The organism is Alteromonas sp. 07-89-2 (genome assembly GCF_013113925.1).
Lineage (GTDB): Bacteria > Pseudomonadota > Gammaproteobacteria > Enterobacterales > Alteromonadaceae > Alteromonas > Alteromonas macleodii.
In genome coordinates, this window is the sequence record NZ_VTYM01000001.1 from 61,585 (window position 1) to 86,298 (window position 24,714).

Annotated in this window: 19 protein-coding genes; 4 read left to right on the plus strand and 15 right to left on the minus strand. The window is 46.0% G+C overall.

Going from position 1 to position 24,714, the window contains the following annotated elements; genetic code table 11:
• Positions 1 to 111 precede the first annotated feature (111 nt).
• Positions 112 to 819 carry a two-component system response regulator ArcA gene (gene arcA, locus F0261_RS00260; protein ID WP_014947922.1) on the plus strand — a complete coding sequence of 236 codons (708 nt, stop codon included), beginning with the start codon at positions 112 to 114 and terminating at the stop codon, positions 817 to 819.
• Positions 820 to 976: 157 nt separating this feature from the next.
• Here the strand turns inward: arcA and F0261_RS00265 are convergent, their stop codons facing one another.
• Positions 977 to 4,096 carry a beta-galactosidase gene (locus F0261_RS00265; protein ID WP_171336921.1) on the minus strand — a complete coding sequence of 1,040 codons (3,120 nt, stop codon included), beginning with the start codon at positions 4,094 to 4,096 and terminating at the stop codon, positions 977 to 979.
• 104 nt (positions 4,097 to 4,200) lie between these two features.
• On the opposite strand from F0261_RS00265, the gene F0261_RS00270 reads away from it, so the two are divergent.
• Entirely contained in the window at positions 4,201 to 5,055 is an 855-nt protein-coding gene (locus F0261_RS00270) for an AraC family transcriptional regulator (RefSeq protein WP_069943554.1), read from the plus strand.
• Here the strand turns inward: F0261_RS00270 and pmbA are convergent.
• Positions 5,052 to 6,383 carry a metalloprotease PmbA gene (pmbA, locus tag F0261_RS00275; protein ID WP_039236933.1) on the minus strand — a complete coding sequence of 444 codons (1,332 nt, stop codon included), beginning with the start codon at positions 6,381 to 6,383 and terminating at the stop codon, positions 5,052 to 5,054. The two genes, F0261_RS00270 and pmbA, sit on opposite strands and share 4 nt — an antisense overlap.
• Before the next feature lie 72 nt (positions 6,384 to 6,455).
• On the opposite strand from pmbA, the gene yjgA reads away from it, so the two are divergent.
• Together yjgA and F0261_RS00285 are read left to right on the plus strand one after the other, a co-directional pair.
• The gene (yjgA, locus tag F0261_RS00280; protein ID WP_014975398.1) at positions 6,456 to 7,013 is read left to right on the plus strand and encodes a ribosome biogenesis factor YjgA; all 558 of its coding nucleotides are present in this window, start codon (positions 6,456 to 6,458) and stop codon (positions 7,011 to 7,013) included.
• 61 nt (positions 7,014 to 7,074) lie between these two features.
• On the plus strand, positions 7,075 to 7,503 hold the full coding sequence (locus tag F0261_RS00285; RefSeq protein WP_156085774.1) for a hypothetical protein: 429 nt from the start codon (positions 7,075 to 7,077) through the stop codon (positions 7,501 to 7,503).
• An 87-nt stretch (positions 7,504 to 7,590) separates the two neighbouring features.
• On the opposite strand, the gene tldD is transcribed toward F0261_RS00285, so the two are convergent.
• The 13 genes from tldD to F0261_RS20065 form a co-directional block, all read right to left on the minus strand.
• A complete protein-coding gene (tldD, locus tag F0261_RS00290; protein ID WP_039217280.1) occupies positions 7,591 to 9,033 on the minus strand; it encodes a metalloprotease TldD in 1,443 nt (480 codons plus the stop codon).
• Positions 9,026 to 9,844 carry a carbon-nitrogen hydrolase family protein gene (locus F0261_RS00295; RefSeq protein WP_171336922.1) on the minus strand — a complete coding sequence of 273 codons (819 nt, stop codon included), beginning with the start codon at positions 9,842 to 9,844 and terminating at the stop codon, positions 9,026 to 9,028. The genes tldD and F0261_RS00295 overlap by 8 nt, the downstream gene beginning before the upstream one ends.
• Positions 9,837 to 13,832: a YhdP family protein gene (locus F0261_RS00300; protein ID WP_171336923.1), complete on the minus strand. Its 3,996-nt coding sequence runs from the start codon at positions 13,830 to 13,832 to the stop codon at positions 9,837 to 9,839. Before F0261_RS00300 ends, F0261_RS00295 begins: the two co-directional genes overlap by 8 nt.
• Before the next feature lie 26 nt (positions 13,833 to 13,858).
• Positions 13,859 to 15,325: a ribonuclease G gene (gene rng, locus F0261_RS00305; RefSeq protein WP_014947913.1), complete on the minus strand. Its 1,467-nt coding sequence runs from the start codon at positions 15,323 to 15,325 to the stop codon at positions 13,859 to 13,861.
• Positions 15,322 to 15,912, minus strand: a complete 591-nt coding sequence (locus tag F0261_RS00310) for a nucleoside triphosphate pyrophosphatase (RefSeq protein WP_039236916.1) — start codon at positions 15,910 to 15,912, stop codon at positions 15,322 to 15,324. The genes rng and F0261_RS00310 overlap by 4 nt, the downstream gene beginning before the upstream one ends.
• A 36-nt stretch (positions 15,913 to 15,948) precedes the next feature.
• Positions 15,949 to 16,425 carry a rod shape-determining protein MreD gene (mreD, locus tag F0261_RS00315; RefSeq protein ID WP_061093985.1) on the minus strand — a complete coding sequence of 159 codons (477 nt, stop codon included), beginning with the start codon at positions 16,423 to 16,425 and terminating at the stop codon, positions 15,949 to 15,951.
• Positions 16,418 to 17,320, minus strand: a complete 903-nt coding sequence (gene mreC, locus F0261_RS00320) for a rod shape-determining protein MreC (RefSeq protein WP_014978010.1) — start codon at positions 17,318 to 17,320, stop codon at positions 16,418 to 16,420. Before mreC ends, mreD begins: the two co-directional genes overlap by 8 nt.
• A gap of 37 nt (positions 17,321 to 17,357) precedes the next feature.
• Positions 17,358 to 18,401: a rod shape-determining protein gene (locus F0261_RS00325; RefSeq protein ID WP_014947909.1), complete on the minus strand. Its 1,044-nt coding sequence runs from the start codon at positions 18,399 to 18,401 to the stop codon at positions 17,358 to 17,360.
• 355 nt (positions 18,402 to 18,756) lie between these two features.
• Entirely contained in the window at positions 18,757 to 22,449 is a 3,693-nt protein-coding gene (locus F0261_RS00330) for an H-type lectin domain-containing protein (protein WP_171336924.1), read from the minus strand.
• The gene (locus tag F0261_RS00335; RefSeq protein ID WP_171336925.1) at positions 22,449 to 22,910 is read right to left on the minus strand and encodes an agglutinin biogenesis protein MshP; all 462 of its coding nucleotides are present in this window, start codon (positions 22,908 to 22,910) and stop codon (positions 22,449 to 22,451) included. The genes F0261_RS00330 and F0261_RS00335 overlap by 1 nt, the downstream gene beginning before the upstream one ends.
• On the minus strand, positions 22,900 to 23,655 hold the full coding sequence (locus tag F0261_RS00340; RefSeq protein WP_171336926.1) for a type II secretion system protein J: 756 nt from the start codon (positions 23,653 to 23,655) through the stop codon (positions 22,900 to 22,902). The genes F0261_RS00335 and F0261_RS00340 overlap by 11 nt, the downstream gene beginning before the upstream one ends.
• Positions 23,655 to 24,263, minus strand: coding sequence for a type II secretion system protein (locus F0261_RS00345; protein ID WP_171336927.1), 609 nt, complete (start codon positions 24,261 to 24,263; stop codon positions 23,655 to 23,657). The genes F0261_RS00340 and F0261_RS00345 overlap by 1 nt, the downstream gene beginning before the upstream one ends.
• The gene (locus F0261_RS20065; protein ID WP_171336928.1) at positions 24,253 to 24,714 is read right to left on the minus strand and encodes a type II secretion system protein; all 462 of its coding nucleotides are present in this window, start codon (positions 24,712 to 24,714) and stop codon (positions 24,253 to 24,255) included. Before F0261_RS20065 ends, F0261_RS00345 begins: the two co-directional genes overlap by 11 nt.

Genomic DNA, 24,714 nt, shown 5'->3' on the forward strand with positions numbered 1-24,714 from the left:
CAATACCTTAACAGTAAGAATATTCACAAGTTGCTTGCAATCAAGTACATGAATATTAAAATTTAACCAGTTAGTTGCTTAAATCGTATTTTAGAAAGAGTGTAGAACACCATGCAGACGCCAAATGTGTTAATTGTTGAAGATGAGGTGGTAACCCGTACCACGCTTAAGAGTTTATTTGAAGCGGAAGGGTATAATGTGTTTGAGGCCGAGAACGGTGATCAAATGCATGATTTCTTCGAGAATCACGCTATCAATTTGGTTATCATGGACATTAACCTACCGGGTAAAAATGGCCTTATTTTGGCACGTGAAGTACGTGACCGTAAAAACGTTGGGCTTATCTTCCTAACGGGTCGTGATAACGACGTTGACCGTATTCTAGGTCTTGAAATTGGCGCAGACGATTATCTGACTAAGCCATTCAACCCTCGTGAATTGACTATTCGCGCGCGCAACTTACTGTCTCGTACTACAAACTCTTCAGAAGACGACGATTTACCAAGCCGTGTAAGCTTCAACGGTTGGACGCTTGACGGTGATAGCCGTTCATTGATTTCGCCTAGCGGAAAAGAGTTCCGTTTACCACGCAGTGAATTCCGCGCTCTTCACCTTTTCCTAAGCAATCCAGGTAAAATCCTTACCCGTGAGCAGCTAATTATGGAAATGACGGGGCGTGAACTTCGTCCGAATGACCGTACGGTTGACGTAACGATTCGTCGTATTCGTAAGCACTTCGAATCAGATCCTTCAGATGAAGAATTGATTGTAACCATTCACGGTGAAGGTTACCGTTTCTGCGGTCAGGTTGACGGCTAAGACGTTGCCTGAACGAGTTTTGAATTAATGAAAAGCCGCTACTGTGTAGCGGCTTTTTTATATGTAAACACTTTATCCCAATGACGGCATAACTAAGCTATGCCGCGAATTGTCATTTGAGATATCGAGTGCTAAATGATCGACTTCACACTGAGGATTAGCTGTCAGCAGCGCTAAAGCAAATTGAATAGCGGTATTGCTTCTCTTCCAACAAGAATGCTTTATGTGTACTTGGGCTCCATGAATCATCGCCGCCTACGCCCATGTGGGCATGATCTATGTACACAAACACACAATCTTGAGGTGTTAAATCACAGGTGTGTTTTGCCTCGTCTAGCTGTGCTTGCCCATATTCGCTCACGTTAAAATAGAACTGTCCTTTTGCTTTCAGGCCACTAACTTCAAGTTGTGTACAGCCACAGCGCAAGCCGTTGTCCGTTGGGAATATGTAGCACGTTTGCATCTCTTCTATCGGTAAGGTGTAGCGACCATAACGCGCTGCCGCTTTTCTGTCAGGGTAGTTCTCAAATGGCCCTAGTCCTTGCCAGGTAATCGACGTTGGCTTATCGGCTACAGGCACTGCCGTTTGTATACCAATTCGCGGCATAGGTGGTAAACCGTCATCCAAGAGCACTTCAACGTCTACCGATAGCTTGGCCTGTGCATTTATGGTGTAAACCCACTTTGTTGCCGCTACCAGCTTTTCTGAATGGTGATAATCAAATAACGATGTTATACGCACGTCTTGCGCACCCTGCTCAACGTTTACGCCCGTGCAAGTGCGTGTCCACTTGCCAATTCCTGCACGACGCCAGCGAGACTCCCACGCATTTGGGTCTGGATTATCAACTTCGCTTACCCCAATGTCGTTATCTAGCGGCGCTCTGAAGAAGTTATCTTCTAGCGGCGCGCTAAGTGTTTCCTCCGCGCCTTGAAGCCACGAGGTTAATAGCCCGCTCTCACTATTAAAGCTAAATACGTTATTTTGCGCATGTACCAGCAACATCCCATCCTGAGCTTCAATTGATAGCTCACTAATGCCGCTTGTTATGTCGTTATCATTAAGAGAAAACGATACTATTCCACGCTTGTTGACTAGCGCTAACTGGGCGGTGTCCATAACATGCCCTGCTTTAGCCCACGAGCAGTCATTCGCTAGTACCACATCAATATTTAAGTGGTAGTCAGCGCCTGCTTTAAACGTAATATCAGGGCTAAGACTGAGCGTTTGTGCTTGTTGTGGCGCTATGTCGATTTCGCATTCGCCCTTCGCCTCAGCAATCGGTTGTCCATTTTCTAGCACTTGCCAACGTAACAACTCGTTGTCTGTGTGTCTAAATAAGTAATCGCTGCTTACCGTAAGCTCAAACTTGTTGTCTTTCTCAACCAACGAAAAGCTTAAGTGCTGCTGACAATATTTAGCTTCTAATAAGTGCGGATGTGGCGTTCTGTCTGGAAATAACAGACCGTTTATACAGAATTGTCTGTCGTTTTCAGTATCGCCGAAGTCTCCGCCGTAAGCCCAGTATGCTTCGCCGCTATTAGTGTGCTTTACTAACCCTTGATCAACCCAGTCCCAAATAAAGCCACCTTGAAGGCGAGGATAAGCCTTAAACGCTTTCCAGTATTCATCAAAGCTACCCAAGCTATTACCCATAGCATGCGCATATTCGCATAGAATAACGGGGCGGTTTTCCCCCGGCATCGACAACCATTTTTTAATGGCCCACTTAGGGACTGCATCGTCTTTAATGTCGGTATCAACCCGTGCGTACATTGGCGCAATAATGTCGGTAGCCGAAGTATCAGCGCCGCCGCCTTCGTACTGTACAGGGCGCGATGGGTCAAATGACTTTGCCCAGCCATACATTGCATCGTGGGTAGGGCCATGACCAGACTCATTCCCCAACGACCAAATAATGATGCTGGGGTGGTTTTTGTCTCGCTCGACCATTTGCGTAAAGCGCGCCATGTAAGCGCCGGCCCAGAGCGGGTCGCGAGAAAGCCTTCCCATCGGGAACATACCGTGGGTTTCGATGTTGGCTTCATCTACCACATAAAGCCCGTATTCATCACAAAGCTCATACCAACGAGGGTGATTTGGATAATGAGCGGTACGCACAGCATTGAAGTTGTTTTGCTTTAACAACTTAATGTCTTCAAGCATGTCATTTTCATTGATTGCATGCCCTTTCGTTTGATGGTGTTCGTGACGGTTAACCCCACGAATTAGCACGGCTTTACCATTTACCAGTAATTGGCCGTTTTTGATTTCAATGTTTCTAAAGCCAACGTTATAGGCCTCAACATCAACGGCATTGCCATCCTCATCAATAAGCGAGACTACGATGCGGTACAGATTCGGTGTTTCAGCAGTCCAGTGTTTAGGTTCATTCACATGAAGCGTTTGAAAAACTACATCATCCCAACCGCCCTTTTCATCAATACGCTTATTGTTAGTGCCGGTAATGACTTGCTCGGTGACAGCGTTATCGCCATCAAAAAGCTGGATGCCCACTTTGTAAGTAGAAGGCGCATTGATGGCGGTACGTACGGTTACTGTTGCGTCGCGATAGCATGCGTCAAGGCTTGGCGTAACAAACACGTCCTGAATGTGATGCTGAGGTTTGGTGACTAGATTTACGTCGCGGAAGATACCGCTAAGCCACCACATGTCCTGATCTTCTAAGTAGCTGCCGTCTGACCATCGGATCACCATTACCGCTAGTCGGTTTTCACCTTCGACCAAGTAGCCAGACAAATCGAATTCAGCCGGTAGTCGACTGTCTTGGGAATAGCCTACATACTCGCCGTTGCACCACAAGTGAAACGCGCTATTTACCCCTTCAAAGACAATATGATTGCGCTGTTTTAACTCATCCTCGGTAACGTTGAACGTTGTTCGGTAGCAACCCGTTGGATTCTCGCTGGGTACCACTGGAGGGTTCACCGCGAAAGGATATTTAACGTTACAGTAAATCGGTTTGTCGTGACCTTGCAGCTGCCAATTAGAAGGTACCGCAATAGGCTGCCAATTAGCAGATTCATCATCACTTAATGTTTTAGAAAGCAGGCTTTCAGGTACTTTTGCTGGTGCTTCAAATAAACGGAAATCCCACTGACCGTTTAAACTACGTTTTTGCGCATTGGTATTTTGCAATGCGTCTTTTAGCGTTTTGTATCCGTGATGTGGACTGTGGGCATTGATGCGATTCCTCTGAAATACAACCGGGTTTTGCCAATCGTTTTGAGCCACTACTTGCGCAACATTAAGCATGTCATATCCTTTACTTTTTCGTTAAGCGCAATATAGCTAACTTTCATTAAATCCTTTATGCTCTAATCTTTCATATATTTATCCAAAACTATCATTTCACATTTATGCAACTTAGCTTTAGAGACATTGTAGACATAGGCCCTAAGTGCTTTGAACGCTTTATTGATAGTAGTAATACGCCTGAAATCAGCGACCTGGAGATTGAACTAGCAGGATGCTCTAACTTATCAGGTAACTATACGGTAGGTCGCGTTTCGCCTCCTAACCACACCTTGTTTTACAGCATTCATGGTCAAGGAAAATTTCGTGTCCCGTCAGGCGAGATGCAATTGGATGAAGGACAGCTAATTATTTTACCCGCTGGACAAAGTTTCGAAGTCACAATAGTCAGTGAGCAATGGGATATAATTTGGGTAAACTTGGCAGACTCCGAACGCTGGACACCATTTAATAAGCTAGGTGCTGTGATAGTGGATAATGCCATGCTGGAAGGACTGCATCATGCAATGGAACTTTTGTATTTAGAGCGTGACGTCGAGAATCGAAATTCGGCGATGCAAGTTGTGTCTCGCTACCTGTACCGTATTATTGATGCGCCTTTGAGTGACGTACATACTCACGATGAGAAAGAACGACGCCAAGTAAGCAGACTACACAGCCTCTTTTCTGCGGTTGAAAAACAGCTTCAGTTTGATTGGGATATGGAAAGCTTAAGTGAGAAAGCGCATTATTCTGCCCCTCACCTTCACAGGCTGTGCTTACAAGTATTTGGGAGAAGCCCCAAACAGCACGTTATCCATTTGCGTATGACACGAGCCAAAAGCTTATTACTAAGCACGCAGTGGCCCGTATCTTATATCGCCAGTTATGTAGGCTACGCAAATGTATTTACGTTCTCGAAACGCTTTAAGAAGTCCACCGGGCTGTCTCCTTCAGCGTTTCGAGAAAGCGTAAACTAGCTGCCTGCTATCTTCATTTGGTCAATAAGCACAGAACCGGTCTGTACACTACCGCGCACATCTTTTTCAGCGCCAATTGCCACAATGCCTTTAAACATATCTTTCAGATTGCCAGCAATAGTTACCTCGTGAACTGGGTATTGGATGATGCCATTTTCAACCCAGTATCCCGCTGCGCCGCGCGAGTAATCGCCCGTCACACCGTTAACGCCCTGCCCCATCAGTTCGGTTACGAACAAACCTGTGCCCATTTCTTTAAGCAGGTCGGCGTCGCTGTGACCCGTATCACCTACTAGCCAGTTATGAATACCACCGGCGTGGCCATTCGAGCGGGTGTTTAGCTTACGCGACGAGTAGGTAGTATAAAGGTATGTAGCCAATTTACCCGCATCGACAATGGTCATGTCAGAACATGCCACACCTTCGTTATCGAAGCTTGAGCTTGCCAGACCGCCTTTAATAAACGGACGCTCTTCAATATTAAGCCATTCTGGGAAAACTTGTTTACCCAAGCTATCTAGCAAGAAGCTAGAGCGACGGTAAAGGCTGCCACCACTAATGGCTCCTACGTAATGACCAAACAAACTAGATGCGATGTCACGGTGTAAAAGCACAGGCACGTTTGCCGTGTTGATTTTACGAGCCCCCAAACGGTCTACAGTAGCTTTAGCGGCATCAATACCCACTGCACTTGCTGATTGCAGCAAAGACGCTTTACGACTTACTGTGTAAGCGTAATCGCGCTGCATATCGTTATCTTGTGCGCCAATAACCATACAGCTTAGTGAATAACGGCTGCTAGGATAACCTGCATTGATACCGTGCGTGTTGCCGTAAACGCGCATACCTAGATTTGCGTTATACGACGCGCCATCTGAATTTGTAATGCGCGAGTCGTAATTCATTGCCGCCGTTTCGGCTTCAATAGCAGTTTTAATGGCCTTTTCAGTATCTAATTCTTCAGGGTGATACAGATCTAAATCAGGGAACTCGGTAGCAATAAGGTCGGCATCGGCCAAACCTGTACAAGGATCTTCACTGGTATAGCGAGCAATATCGACGGCTTTTTCTACCGCGAGTGTTAGCGCCGCTTTGCTCAGATCTGCGGTAGACGCACTCCCCTTTCGCTTGCCTACGTATACGCTTATACCTAAGCCACCGTCGTTGGTAAATTCAACGTTTTCAACTTCTTGCATACGTGAAGAAACGGCGATGCCCTGCACTTTAGACATGCTGGCTTCGGCTTGTGTTGCGCCTTTAGAAAGGGCTAATTTCAGTACATCATCTACGACATTTTGAATGTCGGCTAACTGCTGCTCAATTTGCATAGTAAGTTTCGCTGTCTTAATTCGACTGTGATAGTTACAATTTAGCTAAAGTGTAACACTAATGAGTTTGAAATGAGTGATCAGAAATACAATTCTCCTGAAGATCCTTACTTCGAAGATGCGCAAGCAGATGAGTTCGAAGAGGAAGAATTAATCAGTAAAACTGAGCTGAAGCGTCAAGCTAAAGAACTTCACAAACTAGGTGAAACGTTGGTTAACCTGACCGATGCTCACATAGCGACGATTCCAATGGATGAAGAGCTTGCTGACGCCGTAGCTATTGCCCGCAAAGTGAATAAGAAAAAAGACGGTTACCGCCGTCAGCTTCAGTTTATCGGCAAAGCTTTACGTCATAGAGATACCGCCCCTATTGAAGAGGCGTTGGCTAAAATTACACATCAGCATCAGGCAAGCAATGCGGCCTTTCATGCACTAGAAAAAGCCCGTGAAGCCGTGATTGAACAGGGCGACCCCGCTATTCAAAAGCTGATTGAAGCGCATCCTGAACTGGACCGCCAAAAGCTGCGCCAATTTCATCGCCAAGTTAAAAAAGAGCGTGAAAAAAATGCGCCGCCTAAAGCATTCAGAGAGCTGTTTCAGTATTTGAAAGACGTTATTCATGAGGATTAACGGTCTGCAATTAAAGTAATCTCAACATCAAAGTTTCGTTCACCAGCCAAAGGGGGATAGTGTGAAAATATTTTCTAACCCTAACGCAACACTGAAAAGCAAGTACGGTCAGTATCAAATTGCTGTGCTTGGTAGCATTGTTGGCGTGTCGGCTGAAGGTATTGCCGATGGTTCAGCCATTGAACGCTATGCGCGGGATATGATGGATGTGATTAATAGCTTTGGTGGGGATAGCTGGGCATTTTTAGGTTTTTTGCATGGTTCTGCCCTTCTCACTAAAGCAGGTGAGACAGAACTGCAGCGTTCAATAGAGTGGCGTGCGAAGCACGGAATGGCGCTTGGCGCGCTGGTTATCGGCGATACCACGGTGCAGCCCATTGTAAGAGCGCAATTTCAGAGAATTTACGACAATGCAGGCCTTGAGCTAGGTATTTTTACCAACGAAGAAGATGCTATTGAGTGGTTGAATGGAAAAGGATTTGAAAGTTAGCCACGACTTATACCAGTTTGCATACAAAAAAGGTTGGTGCCTAGGCCCAACCTTTTTTAATTTTCCAGTTTACGGGTTTGAGCTGAATTAAGCCGTACCACCCACCGTCAACTCGTCAATTTTAAGTGTGGGCTGACCTACACCCACCGGCACGCTTTGACCGTCTTTACCACATACACCCACGCCTTTATCTAGGGCAGTGTCGTTGCCAATCATTGAGATTTTTTGCATAACCTCTGGACCGTTACCAATTAAGGTAGCCCCTTTCACTGGTGCAGTAATTTTACCGTTTTCAATTAAGTAGGCTTCCGCGCTAGAAAATACAAATTTGCCTGACGTAATGTCTACCTGTCCGCCAGCAAAGTTCGGCGCGTAAATACCTTTGTCGATAGACGCGATAATTTCCTGCGGATCGTGTTGGCCTTCCAACATATAAGTATTCGTCATGCGGGGCATAGGCAAGTGCGCATAGGATTCACGACGACCGTTACCGGTAGGCGCAACGCCCATAAGCTTGGCGTTATGTTTATCCTGCATATAACCTTTCAAGATACCATCTTCAATAAGCACGTTGTGCGCTGTTGGTGTGCCTTCATCGTCTACCGACAACGAGCCACGACGGTCGTTTAATGTGCCATCGTCAACAACCGTCACGCCTTTTGCTGCAACGCGCTGACCAATACGGCCACTAAATGTTGATGCACCCTTACGGTTAAAGTCGCCTTCAAGACCGTGCCCTACCGCTTCGTGAAGTAATACACCGGGCCAACCGTTACCTAATACTACAGGCATAGCGCCTGCCGGCGATGCCACAGCTTGCATGTTAACCCGCGCCATGTGAAGGGCATCTTCTGCCAACGTCTCGTAATACGGTTTGCCGTTTTCGTCTTGTTTAAAGAACGAGTAGGCATAACGACCACCAGCTCCAGCTGAACCACGTTCACGTCTATCGCCTTGTTCTAGCAATACCGAGCAGTTCAAGCGCACCAGCGGGCGAATATCAGTAGCTAAAGTACCGTCACTGCCAGCAACTAAAATTTCTTCATACACACCGCTTAAGCTCACCACTACCTGATTGGCAGACGGCTCTTGTTTGCGGATATAGGCATCTACTGCTTTTAAAAGCGAAATTTTCTCAGCGTCTTGCATCGCAAGAATAGGGTTATTTTCGCTGTATCGCGCTTGCACTGGTTTTTGTCCAAGCGAAGCAACCTGTTGTGAACCGCCGCTTGGCGCAATGCCACGAGCCGCTTTACACGCTTTGGTCAACGCTTCTTCGCTTATTTCGTCTGAATAAGCGAACCCTGTTTTCTCGCCGCTAATTGCACGCACGCCTACGCCGCGCTCTATGTTATAGCTGCCTTCTTTAATAATGCCATCTTCCAACACCCAGCTTTCGTGCTGGCTTGACTGAAAATATAAATCGGCATAGTCGGTATCGTGACGATGAATAGTCGCTAAAGCACGCTCTAGCTTAGAGATATCTAGCCCTGAGTCAGATAATAAATGACGCTCAACAGATTTAGACAAAGTGACTCCTGAATCGGTTATGTTCGGCAACCGGCATATTCTGTTTAATGGTTTCTCTTTCTGCAATATCTACTTTTGCCGAGACTAACCCTACGTCGGTTTTGCGTTCGGCAAGGGTCTCCCCCCAAGGCGACAGTACAAGACTGTGACCGTATGTTTCACGGCCATTTGCATGCACACCACTTTGATTTGCAGCTACCACAAAGCACTGCTTTTCAATGGCTCTGGCTTGCAACAACGCATGCCAATGCGCTTCTCCGGTGCGCTGGGTAAAGGCCGCTGGCAACACCAAAATATCGATATCGCCCATTGCAGTAAATAATCCTGGAAAGCGTACATCATAGCACACCGCAAGACCAATGTTGCCTATTGGCGTTTCAACAGTAACCACCTTGCTGCCCGCTTCGGTTGTCGCCGATTCACGATAACTGCCCGTGTTGTCGTTAACTGATACATCGAACATGTGAATTTTGCGGTAGTCTGCCAACACATCACCATCGGGGCCAAACAGCATGCAGGCTGCGGAAAACTTCTCTGGGCTATTGGTTTTCACTGGAAACGTACCCGAAACCAGATAGCACTGATATTGTGCAGCAAGCGCTGACAAACGTCGCTGAATCTCACCTTCGCCCTTTGTTTCTGCCACAGCAAGTTGGCCTTTGTCTTTACCGCCGAAATAAGCAAAACACTCTGGAAGCACAACTAAACTGTTTTTCTCAATCTTTGCCGATGCCATTTCGTTTGCAACGGTGTCGAGATTTTCTTCCACGCTTGGCGCAGATGTCATTTGTAATGCAACTAAATTAACCATCGATCACCTCCATTTTAAGCCTGCGTACGTCATCTTCCGTTAATGGCCTGTCTTGCGGGTTGGCCGGTACAGGCGCATTTTGCGCAGGTAAGCTGATGTCTTTGCTGTTGCGCTCAACTTCGTCGAACTTAGGATCTTTTATGGTACCTGTAACGCGATAGTTCACATTTGAAATGACTTTCGCAGAGGTTAGCACCTGATCTATGGCAAGAGCAGCGAGTGCAGTAGGCGGCGTAGCCAAGAAATACACTAAAAACGGTAAGTTCCCAGTTACGTTCGGTGCGAACGATACGTTGTAATTTAATCCACCGGTATTGAGGTCTGTGAAGCCCGTGATCTCTATTTCACCAGCGCCGCCGTCAATTTCAGTATCGTCGGTATACGCTTTGCCATCAACAATACTTAACGTACCGCCCATATCGTCGTAGAAAAAACCCTTAGCAAAAACGTCTCGAAAATCGAGGCTGAGCTTCCGCACTAACGAGTTCAAGCTAAACAGGGTAAAGATACGTGACCCCTTATCACTCAACTCAGTTAGATACCCATCTGAGAGCGACCACTCAACATTACCGTTTAGCTGTTCAAACCCGAAATCCATCGGCGCATTTGGCCAGTTGATATCAAACACCACATTTGCGCTAGAATCTTTTATACCTGATTCAACACCGTACTCTTTTAGCATCTGCCCAACGTCGGGAGACGTTAATGTTCCGTTTAACGCGCTTTGAATCTCGCCTCCCATGTGCTTCCAATAACCCGTTGCGGTAACGTTAGTTTCATCAGATTTCACTAGAAGCTGGCGAATGGCTAAACCATTCTCTTCCTTCGCGATGTCTAAGGTAATTTCACCTAAATCGATGCCGTGCACGCCACAGGACTGACAATAAAAATAAATGGGCGGTAGCGTATTTGGGTCAATATTGTAGGGCGACTCGCCTTCCTCACTTGGCATAGCACTATTCGTAGCTAACTCAACGCCGCTCTCTGAACCGGTTTTTGTCGCTCCCCCGGCTTGAGCAGGCTTCTCTAGTGATAAATAGTCGGCATTTATCTCAATGCCCTGCTCGTCTAAATCACTATTAATACGAATAGTGGCTCTTGCCTGAGGCGACGCTAAGTCTAGGATCCAATCTTTATTGCGTTCTGTTGCACTGAGCTGCGCATCATTAATACTGTGGCCAGCAAAATTTAGCTTGTCGGCTTTGGCGAATATCCGCGAGGGAGTACCAAACAAATTCGCTTTTTTGCTTTCGTTTGATTGGATACTCGATTGAGCATTTGTTTTTGCAACGGCGGTGCTGGTGTCTTTCCCTTTACCGGAAAGTAACATATTTATAGTGGTAAACCATTCTTGCACATCAGCTTGAGCTAGATTAGCACTGATACTAAAACCTGTACCAATGTTGGCTATATCGCTTTCGCCAAGTGCCAAGTGCGCACGTGAAAACTGCATTTCTTTGTGCGGTAGTACGCCATCAAAACGAATGTTATCACCAAGTGACGCCTCCACATTTGATGCTTTGCCATCGCCTTTACTGGTAATAAGCAGCGGTAAACTGCTGCCCGCTGGCGTATCGAAGGGAGCAGGCAATACACTTTGTGTCGCCGTTAAATCTGCAGTTAAATTGGCAGTATAGTTAAACCCACTGTTTGAAAGCGACAGTTGAACTGTAGTGTTCCAATCACTTTCGCCGTCGATGTATTCGGTGAGGTCTGTATTCACATAGTTAGCCAGCGGGTGTACATGCCATCGCCCACCTAACTCTACATTTAGGTCGTATGTGTCGCCCTGTCTACCGGATAGCGACAAGTTCACCGGCTGTTTAAGAAACTGCGCCTGAAGCCCACTTGCGTCTATATCGCCATTAACAAATGACACCTTTCCCGATGCCTTATCAAATAGCATATTTGTGGTCGCAACAAAAACGGGGTTATCCGACAAGTGCGCCGTTCCCGATGCCACCACATCTTTGCCTTTAAACGGGATATCAAGCTTTATATCGGCAGATAGAGGCCCGCCAATTTGCACGTCTTCGTTAAGTACTTTGCCTAAAGATTTTTTAAGGGACGAATCCATCATTAACGCGGTTAGCGCGTTACCAGTGCCAGTACCATTGGCATAAATAATCAGGCGAGCATCTGGACTAAAGCTTGGAATGGCAGCCGACATATCACTGATTTTCATACCAGCAAGCGTCGCACTAGGGCTCTCCATCACTAATGCATTATTCACAAAATACAAAGATAGGTCTAAGTTATTAAGTGCCGGCCAGTCTGGCGCAAAAAGAAAATCCCCCTGCTCAATATCGACATACGCCTGAAAAATGCCCGTGTTGTCGTCAAACGGAAAGTCACTCGTGCGACCGTGCCACAGCACGCGCGCATTTGCGATTTCACCTTCTCCTGTAAACGCACGAGTAAGGTATTTGTCGGTATTGGCCCCCATTAAAGAAGGGGGAAATAAACTGCTCACCTCATTTAGCGCCAATGGGCTTACATCCACATAAAGCGACATAAACCCTGTCGACGTATTCAGTTTAAACTGCGGATGAAGAGTAACGGCATCACTATCGAACAGCATATCGCTGCCTTTTACTACCCACTGCTTGTCTTCGCTATCTATCTGCTCTGGGTAAATATAAAACTGAGATTTAAACAGGTTTATATTGACGTCTTTCTTAATTACGCCGTTGGCACTTAGTAAGCTATCCGCACTCTCTAAGTAGATAGCGCCATTATTTTTATACCAGAAAAAGTCTGCATCTAGCGACGAAAGACCTGGTACCTTATCTGTTTTGTCCCACTGCAAATCTAGCACTTTAGCCGCTAAAGAAGGCTGGCCGTTGTGCCATTGAACCTGCAACGTGGCCAACTCGCCTTTTGGATTAAGCCCGCGTATTTCTTCTTCACTGGTATCATCCATGAAAAGCGGTAACAGCAGCAGAAAGGGGTTAATTTGCACCGGCTTTACGGTGTTTATCAGCGCATCACCATTTGCACTTATACTGCCAATTAGGTCTGTTGTAAGGGTCTCGTTGCTCGAATTAAGCACCAATTGATCCACTCGGACATTCCAGCCTCCCTGTCTGTTCTCGTCGTTAGGCAACGCCTGAAGACTACCACCGCTTATACCTGTTATTGTTTTCGCGCGGCCACTACCCCACTCTAGAAGACTCTCACTTAGCTCAGCTTGTACGCTAGTAACTTCACTTTGGGAAAAGTTAGTCCATACTTCAAAGTTTGCGCGGCTTTGCGCTAGTGGGCGCTTGGTTTTGATGAGATCGCTTACCCACGGAGAAATATCGAGCTCTTCTGCTTTGGCGTAAAACACGCCGTCAAAGTCTTCCCGCGTGCCCGTGATATCTATGATAAACGACGCCGAGTTAGCCGCTAAATCTGCAACCTTAAGCTGACCTAAACCTTGGTGTCGCTCTTCATGGTTGTTCCACGATAAACTTTCAATATCAAATGAATTGGTTTCATTAAGGTGAGTGACAGATACCACCCCGTCTTCTAACGAGAAGCTTTGAAGCTGCTCTAAAAACAGACGCTCTAGTGCATTTACTACAGGGAAGTTATTCTTATCGCCTCCAGAAAGGCGATCGGCGTCAATATCAAGCTTAAGACCACGCAGCTCAAAACGGGTAGATGAGATAAGTTGGTGGCGTAGCGATTCCCAAAAATCTAGCTCGACGTAGATTTGCCTGATATCCAATGCAACAGGGGAAGCATCGTTTTTAGCCAACGACACCGAATTGAGCACAATACTTGGACCATTGCGCTGCCAAACAGCATGCACACTTTGGATGGATAGGTTTACGCCATACTGCTCATTAATATAATTTTCCAACAGGTGTTTGTTGTGCTCAATATGCGGCAGAGCATAGCGTGCAGCGCTTAAAACAAGCGCGAAAAGTACAAGCAATACGGCGAGTAGCAGCCAAAACTTCTTAAGTAGATAAGCGGCTACCGACGAAAAATTTGTCACATTTTGCCTTTGTATACGTTAATGCGTTACATCATGACGACGTCGTACTTATCCTGATTGTACAATGTTTCTGTTTGAACCTTGATTTGTTTAGACACAAATACTTCCAGTTCTGCCAGCATATGAGACTCTTCACCCATTAAGGCTTCCGCCACTTTTGGTGAAGCGTAAACCACAAACTTGTCTGCGTCGTAGGCGCGATTCACCCGTACAATTTCACGCATAATTTCAAAGCAAATGGTTTCAATGGTTTTTACCGTGCCTCGCCCTTTACACACCGGGCATTCTCCGCACAATATATGCTCAATGCTTTCACGGGTGCGTTTACGGGTCATTTCAATTAGCCCTAGCGCAGTAAAACCGTGAATATTTATCTTGGCTCTGTCCTTGTTCGTCGCCACCTCTAGTGAGTGTAAGACACGTCGTTTGTGGTCTGGTTCAATCATATCGATGAAGTCGATAAGGATCATCCCACCCAAGTTGCGCAATCTTAACTGACGGGCAATTGCCTGCGTCGCCTCAATATTGGTGTTAAAAATTGTTTCTTCTAAGTTCCGGTGGCCAACAAAAGCGCCCGTATTAATATCGATTGTGGTCATCGCTTCGGTCTGATCAATGATCAAGTAGCCGCCAGATTTTAAATCGACACGGCGTTCCAAGGCTCGCTGCGCCTCATTTTCCACATCGTATAAATCAAAAATAGGTCTATCACCCGGGTAGTATTCGAGCTTGCCGTTCATTTCAGGCACATACTCTTTGGTGAACTGGTGAAGTTCATTGAATGATAGTTTCGAGTCGATACGAATTCTGTCGAGCTCTGTACCAACAAAGTCGCGTAGCACTCGTCGTGCTAGCGGTAAGTCTTCGTAAAGCACGTTCGACTTACGCTTTTTCATACGCGACTGAATTTTATCCCACAGCCTTCGCAAAAATGCTGCGTCGGACTGCAGTTCGTTTTTGCCCACGCCTTCCGCCGCAGTACGCAGAATGAAGCCACCGTTTTCATCACAAAACTCTTGCACCAGCGACTTTAAGCGCTCTCTTTCTGCTTCTTCTTCAATGCGTTGAGATACGCCTACGTGAGTTACCGAAGGCATAAATACAAGATAACGGCTGGGGATAGTAATGTCTGTGGTAAGGCGTGCGCCTTTGGTACCGATAGGATCTTTCACTACCTGAACCACAATATCTTGACCGTCTCGCACCAACTCGCGAATGTCTTGCTTTTGAATATGGCTTGCCGAGACTTCTTCAGCAATTTCATTGTGAATGACAATGTCAGATGCATGTAAGAAGGCGGCCTTTTCTAAACCGATATCAACAAATGCTGCCTGCATTCCCGGTAATACACGGCTAACTTTACCGCGATAGATATTGCCAACCAAACCGCGTTTGGTATGACGCTCTACGTGAATTTCTTGCAGTATTCCGTTTTCAATAAGCGCCACCCGTGACTCTGACGGGGTAACGTTAATAAGCAGTTCAGCACTCACGACACAACTCCAAATGCATTAAGTAATTGGCGGGTTTCGTACAGTGGTAGGCCTATTACGGCACTTGCACTGCCGTTAATGGAAACTACAAACTCACCACCAATACCTTGAATAGCGTAACTCCCTGCTTTGTCGGCAGGTTCTCCTGTTTCCCAGTATGCGTCAATTTGCTCATCCGTCAATGCTGCAAAAGTCACAGATGTGGTAATTACTTGAGTCTGTTGCTGAGCGTTATCAAGCACACAAATAGCGGTAAGGACGTCATGAGTTTTACCAGAAAGCATAGTGAGGATGCGCTTAGAATCTGCTTTATCTTCTGGCTTGCCAACACTTTGTCCGTTAAACGATATTAGGGTGTCGCTGGCCAGAATAACCTTGTCGTCGGTCATTGCCTGCTGATCCTCAAGGTATGCTTTCACCGCTTGGGCTTTTTCACTGGCTAGCCTTGCGACAAGCTCCATCGGTGGCTCGTTGTCACGGGGCGACTCGTCAATATCGGCAGGCTGTATTGTATGGGCTATGTTCATTTGCTTGAGCAAAGCGGTGCGTCGTGGAGAGGCTGACGCTAACACTACCGATTTTGTCATTGGCTTACCTTTGGTTTAATCGAGAACGTGTTCGGGTTACGAAATTGAAAACTGTCTGCGCGTGCGTCGAAGCAGCCAAAATACCCACGGCCACAACACCATTGACGTTATCACCGGCCACAGGTAATCGACTTGGAAATAAATATCAGTCAGTAGATGCTGCACCCAAAATGTAAGTAAGTGGTATAGCGCTGATAGTAGACCGATAATAATGGCTTGCTGCCAAACGGAGTAATTTCTTAGTCTTTGGTAATTAGCCGCTAATATATAAACACAAATACTTAAGCCGAAACTATGAATGCCCAAGGTTGTGCCTACAAGCACATCCATGGCTACGCCCGTTAAGAAGGCTACACCCACATTCACTCTGTGGGGCAACGCCATGCTCCAATATGCTAATACAACCAGCACCCAGTCAGGCCGGTACACATCTACTTGAGTGGGCAGTGGAACAATTTGCAGTACCAGAGCAACTAACAGACTAATCCATATAACGAGGTTACGTTTACGCATCTGAAGATTCTTCCTCGTTTACAGCTGGCTTATCAGTGTCGTCAGTTGAGTTAGCATCAGACTCATTTTCTGACTCAGGCGTGTGCCATAACAGCAATAGGTGTCGAAGCCTGTCTAGATTTGCTAAAGGTGTGACAATAACACGAGCAAAAGGGCGGCTTTCATCTCGGACGACTTGTGACACTCTTGCCACAGGGTAACCTTCTGGAAAGACTTTTCCTAAGCCAGACGAAATTAATGTATCACCTTCTTGAATATCGACACTATGAGGAACATGCTCTAGATACAGCTCGTTTAGTGCGCCGCTTCCGGTTGCGATAAAGCGAATATCGTTTCGAAGAGATCGCACAGGAATAGCGTGGGTAACATCGGCAATCAGCAATACACGGCTGTTTGTAGACCCAACTTCCATTACCTGACCCACTATGCCCTTATCATCAATAACTGGCTGAGACAGATATACGCCGTCTATCGCACCCTTGTTGATAACCACCTGCTGGCTATACGGGTTTTTATCCACCGCCATTAACTCAGCAACCATTTTTCGAGAAGAAACCCGAATAGGTGCCTGCAGTAACTCTCGTAATTGTGCATTTTCTTTTGCAATGACATCGAACTGCTGGAGCTTTTCGCTCATTAGCAACAGCTGATTATTAAGTTTCTGGTTTTCGGCCAGCAATTGTTCTTGAGAGGTAAGACGCTGGGCACTTTCATTTAGCATTAAACCGGGAAGGTTTGCTAAATACTGAAGTGGGCTCATTAATGAGTTGAGATAAACCCGCGTTGATTTGAAACCGTCTAGCTTATGGTCGACAAATATCAGAATCACCGACAGCACAAGCGCCAGTGTAAGCCTGTTATTTAACGAAGGGCCGCGGGTAAAAATAGTATCCATGATACAAATAAGGCAACCTTACGGTTGCCTTTCCTGTTTATTCGTAGCTAAACAGGTCGCCACCGTGAAGGTCAATCATATCGAATGCCTTACCACCGCCGCGTGCTACACAAGTAAGCGGATCATCAGCAATAACAACTGGAATGCCCGTTTCTTCCATTAGCAATCTATCTAAGTCTTTAAGTAACGCGCCACCACCGGTAAGTACCATACCGCGCTCAGAAATGTCTGAAGCAAGCTCTGGCGGAGACTGTTCAAGCGCCACCATAACGGCTGAAACAATGCCGGTTAGTGGTTCTTGAAGCGCTTCAAGAATTTCGTTTGAGTTTAGCGTGAACCCGCGAGGGACGCCTTCTGCTAGGTTGCGACCGCGCACTTCAATTTCGCGCACTTCTTCACCTGGGTAGGCAGCACCTATTTCATGCTTAATGCGTTCAGCGGTTGCTTCACCAATTAGTGAACCGAAGTTACGACGAATGTAGTTGATAATAGCTTCATCAAACTTGTCACCACCAATACGAACAGATGATGAATAAACTACGCCGTTAAGTGAGATAATGGCAACTTCTGTTGTACCACCACCAATATCGACCACCATTGAACCTGTTGCTTCTGATACAGGTAAACCCGCACCAATAGCAGCCGCCATTGGCTCGTCGATAAGATAAACTTCGCGGGCACCTGCACCCAGTGCAGATTCTTTAATTGCGCGGCGCTCAACTTGTGTTGAGCCACAAGGAACACACACTAATACACGAGGACTTGGGCGCAAGAAATTATTGTCATGCACTTGTTTAATAAAGTGCTGAAGCATTTTTTCAGTGACGTAAAAGTCGGCAATAACACCGTCTTTCATCGGACGAATTGCACGTATATTACCCGGCGTACGACCAAGCATTCGCTTAGCTTCTGCACCTACCGCTGCAACACTTTTTGGTCCTGCTGCGCGCTCTTGACGAATAGCTACTACTGAAGGCTCGTTCAGAACAATACCTTGGTCTTTTACATAAATCAGCGTATTAGCTGTTCCGAGGTCGATGGACAGATCGTTAGAGAACATGCCTCGAAGCTTTTTAAACATGAAGAGTGTATTCCTGTTTCTGTGTTAACGCGTATTTGCAAAGGTGAGATGGCGACGCTTTAACGTGAAGTCGATATTTATTCGCACACTTTAACAATGGGGGCTATTTTGGGCAAGTAATGCTGTAATTAAGTGACGAAATAACTGCATTTTTGCTTAGTAGTTTTAGCGCTTTACCCATGAAGGGATACCACACACGCGTTTCCAAATAATTTTAAAACTAGACCCACATAGTGACCCTGTGAAAATTAGAAGGTTCAAAAACAATTTGCTAATAATTTACATCTCTTTATGTTGGCGCCACTACGGTGTGCTACGCAACCAGCATTACGATCAAGCGGGATAACCTTCTTTGCTAATTATTGATTTGCTCGCGCTTGTAAATGATATTGTCGTTTCCTCGATACACACCATACGTGAGCGTTGCGTTTGGAGGGTTATCAGCTTCGCCATCTCCATCCCAATCCCACAATAGCCAAGCATCAGGCGTATAACTAACAGGATAATTGCCAGCACCGTTTGGTGATGACAGGCGTATTCCGTCACTATTTCTATAGGCTCCTTCACTTAACGACTCTTCCCCCGAAGAAACCAATTCACCAGATTCGTCATTCACGTTGTCGTGATCATAAGCCGTACAACTGTCATACTTATTAATTCGCCAATTATTTCCGTCCCAATATTGAGTGCGAAGCGGTAACAAAAGCGCTTCGTCGGCTGCACCGTAGTTATTTATCAACGTTGCACGACCGTAGGCAAAGCTGATTGAATCACCAAAATCGTCAACGCACTGACCGGAACAAGAAAGTCCATTGAAGTTTGCGCCCTCAATTTGTGCTTGGTCTGCCACCAGTACGACAGCAGCATCGATATATGCCCCATCCTGCGTTGCGCTACCTAAGCGGCTAAATGCAATGTCATTATCAGAGAAAGTAATTTGTCCTGTCGCTCCGCTTTGAGGCCAGCCTATCGAGTTGATATTTTCCAAACGGTTTAGCAAATTACCGTCATGCTCAACCTGCAAACCGAGACTGGTTAGCTTATTAAAACCATCGTAGTAGTTTGTGGTGCGGCTGCCATTTTGGTTAAGTGCGGTTAGCGAGAAGCTTACTTCACTAATAGGTTGTTCAAAGTAATTAAATGCACCATTGACGTTACATGCTGCTTCAACACTTCCGCTCAAGGCAAAATTAGAAGGTGCGAAACGCCCAACGTTTTGCACCAGCCCTTGCACGTTGGTATCTGACAAATAAGTACTCTGTGCAGCAATGGAAATTGTACCTACCTCATCGTAATTAACACCAACGTTAACTTTACCTTCGTCGCTAAATAAAACACTGGGCACGCTCAATGTACCCGTTGCGCCGCCACTAGGAAGTATATTTAAGGGTGTTAACAACGCGCTACCTGAAAAATGCTCCGCGGTATTATTGTTTTCCAGTGCTGCAAAGTTATCTGGTATTCCATCGTCGTTACTGTCTTCACCATCGACCCACTGTACTGTTCGCAAGCCTAAGACAAAGTCTTCCCCTGTCAGTTTGAGCAGCGAACCATTCGCACTATTCGCGTAACCGTTAAGATTGGAGCTCGTGCCGCTATCATTTAAGATATTCATAGCAAAGCCGAATGGACGCACTTTAAAAGTATTAGAAGAACCTGCAATACCGCTTCGATTAGTTATGTCTGCTGACAACGACAACTCTCCCGCATCTGGGTATTGAATTGTAAATGCAGCTCGCGAGTCAGCATCAAATTGGATAGGAAAGGTGCGTGGGGTTAGCCCCAGTTGATGTTCATTACCGTTATTGATAAGCAGTAGGGTGTTAGAACAATTGCTCGAACTAGCACAGTTATAATTTAATTCAACATCGACAATTTGATTTTTTAGCGTGTCAGAATTCCCACATGCTTCGATTGCATAGGTCTTGCTGTTAAAGCCAGTGTCTGAAGGCTTACCAGAAAGCTGAGTAACGATGGTTTCTGAATCATCAGTGATATTCTTAAACACCAGCCCGTCGGATTCATACTTTATTTTACAGCTACCTAAATTCACTTCTTTACCACCGATAAAGCAACGCAATTGAGAAGATGGATTTTCTCCCGAAGTAGCAAGTTCAGGATCTGCGCCTCTAAGGCTATCGAGTGTTAGCGAGGTCTGCCCGATAAACGTTACGCTGTCGTCAGGCGACCATCGATAGTTACCGCTATTAACGGGCACTAAGTTGACTGTAGATGGCTGAGAGTAGAGTAAATCACAGTTGACGTCTGCACAGGCTTTTAGGGTAACTTCTTTCGCGGCGCAGCTGCTACCCTTGTTATCAGCCAGTTCAAAACGATAGTGATTCAGTACTTCAATGACTTCCCGACCGCAGATGCCAGGAATATTGTTTGGCACGTCATTAGCCGTTACCCTCAGAGTAGCAGGTGAGCCAACGCCTCCTCCCGCGGTAAAGCGGCCTCTCAATGTGCCTTCAGACACATTGGCAAAGCTTATTTCACCTTTTGCTAAAACCAATGCGTTGGGGTTTGAGCCATCGATGACCACATCTCCATCGACATAAATAGCGAGATAAGCCCCTTCAGCGACAGTGATATTTGCGTTCACCATGGTGAACTTTGTAGCCACACCACCTATATTGTCCCCTGGGTCAGAAACATAAATTCGCGTGGGTGCAATTACGTTGTAGTTACCCGCCGCCATGGTTACCAGTTGACGGTTAAAATAATAATCCCCTGCTAAATCCCCTTCTGCTATCTCTGGGCCGCTATCGTCAATGGTAATTGTTGGTATCGCTCTCGCTTGTGAGTCGGTAAGCGCATCTGTGTTGTTCACGGTACAGTCGACAGGGTTCTGTCCGCATTTTGGGTAGTCTGCAGATCCACTTGTAGCGTCGGTGATAAACTGCTGTGCTGACAACACACCTGCATTTTCATCAATCATTCGGCTACCGGCTGCGAGTGAAATTGCGGAACCACCAAAAGCGGCAACCGCGCCAGGAAAGGCGTCATCACAACTAGGAACTTCGCCACTAAACACAAACTCTGAAGTCATAGCCAGAATGCTAGCGTCTTCTTCAGTGTGGTTGCGCTCAGAGTCTAAGCTCCTATCCTCATCTACACGAAGTCCAAGCCTATTTTTGTTTACGCCGCAGCTGCGAAGCCAACCGCCATCGCCGCCGTTTCTACTTATTTTACTGGCTGCAACCAAAGGAGTTTGCGTATAGTTGTTTTTAAAGTCATTTCGAAAGCAACCATCGTCCCACCCCTGTATGCGTACGTCGGCAAAATCGGCTTCCCAAACCACTTCAATACCATTGTCATCGAAAAATCTACGATTGAATCCCTCTGTTGTCGCCATGTAAGCTACCGTTTCATTGTGTGTAACTGGCGCATAATCTGTTTCAGACGCTTCCAACGCCATAAAATAAGACGGTGCTTCATACTTTGCTGCAATAGTTAGAAACGGCAACAAATGTTCGTTGGGTGGCTTCTTTCCATTAACGTCAACTTGGTTGTTTAACGTTTGAATAGAGTGAAAGAAAACAGGCTGTTCACCAAAATCAGTTTCAAGTGAAACGCGAGCATATCTCGCATTTTCTTCGCCCACCTTCAAGGGGCCGTCAGGTTCATACCAAGGAGAGCTTGTCGATGCCTGAATAGTCCCCCCTCCGAGCTCCATCTTACCGACTTCAACAATATCACCGTCAGGGAATTCATGAACGCCATACGCAATCGCTAAGTAATGTGCTCCCATCGTGATATGCGGACCATCTTCTCCAGAAGGCTCAAGGGGCAAAGCTTCAAAACCTGTGCGGGTAACGTTGCGAATTTTGACAATCGCTGGGTTGCTACCTTGATTAGTAGAGAGCATAAACACCGCTGGCGGCTCGTCGTATACCTGTGAAAAGCTAATGGTCGTCCACTCTGCTTTATTGTAGGTGTTTTGAAGCTCGATGAACCTGCCTTCGATTTGAGGGACGGCTTGCACGGGCAGTGCAACACATAACGTGAGAAACAAACAAAACAGCGAAATAGACTTTAAGTTCATTATTGTTCCTGCCTTACTTCCACAGTTACACTTCTAGAGGTATCAATTTGCCCGCTTCTACAACTTGCCGTTGCAGTAAATTCGTAGACATCTATCTTTCCGGACGTGACATCAGGCTCAATTACGTCGTCTGGTGTCTCAACGCATTCAACGCGAATAACACAATTAGGGAAAGAGACCGTACTTTGCGGCATAAGCTCATATTCGTCTGGACACAGCGGGTCCTCAAGTTCGACAAGTCTAGATACCAACATCTCAACACCGCTCTGCGCTGCTAAATAGGCGCGAGCGCCATAATACTCAATGGATTGCTGACGTATGTTTGACGAAATCTGATTAGACAACGCAATGCCAAGTCCTAGAAGTACAATGCTAATAATGATAGCCACAATGGTGGTAGAGCCACGTTGTTTTGATAGAGTGCGAGAAGGCGATAAAGTATATTGTCTATTAGGGAACATTGGGGAAATGTACCTCGTGCGAGAAAGCCAACGCCTCGTCATCATTACCGATGAGCGTTAAGTCTAATTTGACCAAAGCATTTTGGCGCAAACTTACCGTTATTACGTCTGCACTCCAACTACTTACATTCGTTGCGATAATACCTGTAATCGTTCCATCTCTTCGCACCAAGGCCTCACCTTGCGGCCTTGTTTCCTTACACACTGACACTGGATTTTCGTTAAACACAAAAAAACGCTTCCCTGGGGAGGATTGAGTGTTTACGGCTCCTAACTCAATTATGTATTGGTGATCTAAAACATTTCCTTCGTTATCGGTCGCGGCGGTATATCCATTATAGTCTACGCTGTTATCAATCGCACTTTGCGGACTCGTTGGGTAGATAACTAATTTATCTCCAGATGCGGGGGCTTTCATTTTAAAAACGACAGAATGTAGCTCATCATCAAAAGGGTCTGCGGTATATGTACCGCTCATAACGATTGGATAGTAGGTTAAGCACCCTAAACTAGCGTCAAAAGAGACCGAGTTAGGCACAATATTTCGAAGTTCTTTTTCCAATCGCAAAATAATAAAGCGCGCATCTGAAACAAGTCGGGTACGCTCTGCGCCAGTTATATAGATTTGTGCGCTTAAAGAAATAACCTGTGCCACGGATACGCTAATCACGCCTAAAATAGTGATCACTAAGATAAGCTCTATAAGTGTAAAACCGCGTTGGCGTCTTGCTTTTGGTAGGGACATTAATAGCTCCCTCGATAAGCACTGAAGTTGTAAACTTGGCCGTCTGGAGCTGTGACCGCGATATCGATACGCTTGTATTGTTTATTTTCGGGAACCACGCAGGCATTAATTGCCTCTTCTGGGTCTGGGCAATATACAACTGCTTGAGGATCAGAAGTCACATCTATTGAAGAGTCATACGTAACATCTACTTTGTATGCAAAGCCATTATAATTGCCGCCAACATTGCTAATAGCATAACCATTATAATCATCTACATCGTCATAAGCTTCTTCAGAGGTTTCACCAGCGTCGGGACCTAGAAGGTCGGAACACAAGTTATCATTGGCATCAGACGGATCAGGTTTATCGACGCAGGTGACAAATGGCGGGCTTCTGTCACTATTTTCATCATAAGAGCGACTAAGAATGTCATTCATTAAAGACTGCCCTAATTTCGCCGCTTTCACCTGACGAAATGGCTCTGCGGTTTGTTCAGCTTGCGGGACAATAAGCGACAGTACTACGGTTAGGCTAATCGTAAATACAACAATGCCAATCACCAGCTCTAGCAGGGTAAAGCCGTTCTCGCATTTTCTATGTACAGGCAACACAACCCTAGCACGCATAAACTGCCCCTTCGCTTTGTAAACACATGGCAAAGGTACTTATTTGAATTCTACAATTCGTTGAACACGCTATATTTCGCGGCCTGCCAAACCCGTCAAACTGAATTTGAGAAAAGCTATCGCCATTTTCATCGGCAGTTTGAAAAGTAAAGTCGGTGCTTGATGCATCGACTACCTGATCGGCATCAAAAGCGGTAGAAAGGGCGTTTGTACAATCGTGGCCAGCGGGAGGGGCAATGATTGTGGCGGTTATTTTCACACAGCTAGTGTCTTGCACATTTTGCATAGCACGAAACTGCATGTTACGAACGACTTGAAGCGTGCGATCGCGAAGGGCGATAGCTTCTTCCGTATCGTTACCAAGAAAGCGAGGTGCGGCGGTTACCGCCAGCACCCCAATAACCAATATGGTTATGATAAGTTCTACTAATGTAAAACCGGTTTTCTTCAC

Bases quoted from the DNA above. Each gene is read 5' to 3' on its own strand.
- yjgA (WP_014975398.1), top strand. From the start codon at position 6,456: ATGAGTGATCAGAAATACAATTCTCCTGAAGATCCTTACTTCGAAGAT.
- pmbA (WP_039236933.1), bottom strand. From the start codon at position 6,383: ATGCAAATTGAGCAGCAGTTAGCCGACATTCAAAATGTCGTAGATGAT.
- F0261_RS00265 (WP_171336921.1), bottom strand. From the start codon at position 4,096: ATGCTTAATGTTGCGCAAGTAGTGGCTCAAAACGATTGGCAAAACCCG.
- mreC (WP_014978010.1), bottom strand. From the start codon at position 17,320: ATGGATACTATTTTTACCCGCGGCCCTTCGTTAAATAACAGGCTTACA.
- F0261_RS00310 (WP_039236916.1), bottom strand. From the start codon at position 15,912: ATGACAAAATCGGTAGTGTTAGCGTCAGCCTCTCCACGACGCACCGCT.
- F0261_RS00325 (WP_014947909.1), bottom strand. From the start codon at position 18,401: ATGTTTAAAAAGCTTCGAGGCATGTTCTCTAACGATCTGTCCATCGAC.
- F0261_RS00295 (WP_171336922.1), bottom strand. From the start codon at position 9,844: ATGGTTAATTTAGTTGCATTACAAATGACATCTGCGCCAAGCGTGGAA.
- mreD (WP_061093985.1), bottom strand. From the start codon at position 16,425: ATGCGTAAACGTAACCTCGTTATATGGATTAGTCTGTTAGTTGCTCTG.
- F0261_RS00335 (WP_171336925.1), bottom strand. From the start codon at position 22,910: ATGTTCCCTAATAGACAATATACTTTATCGCCTTCTCGCACTCTATCA.
- arcA (WP_014947922.1), top strand. From the start codon at position 112: ATGCAGACGCCAAATGTGTTAATTGTTGAAGATGAGGTGGTAACCCGT.
- F0261_RS00340 (WP_171336926.1), bottom strand. From the start codon at position 23,655: ATGTCCCTACCAAAAGCAAGACGCCAACGCGGTTTTACACTTATAGAG.
- F0261_RS00345 (WP_171336927.1), bottom strand. From the start codon at position 24,263: ATGCGTGCTAGGGTTGTGTTGCCTGTACATAGAAAATGCGAGAACGGC.
- F0261_RS00270 (WP_069943554.1), top strand. From the start codon at position 4,201: ATGCAACTTAGCTTTAGAGACATTGTAGACATAGGCCCTAAGTGCTTT.
- F0261_RS00330 (WP_171336924.1), bottom strand. From the start codon at position 22,449: ATGAACTTAAAGTCTATTTCGCTGTTTTGTTTGTTTCTCACGTTATGT.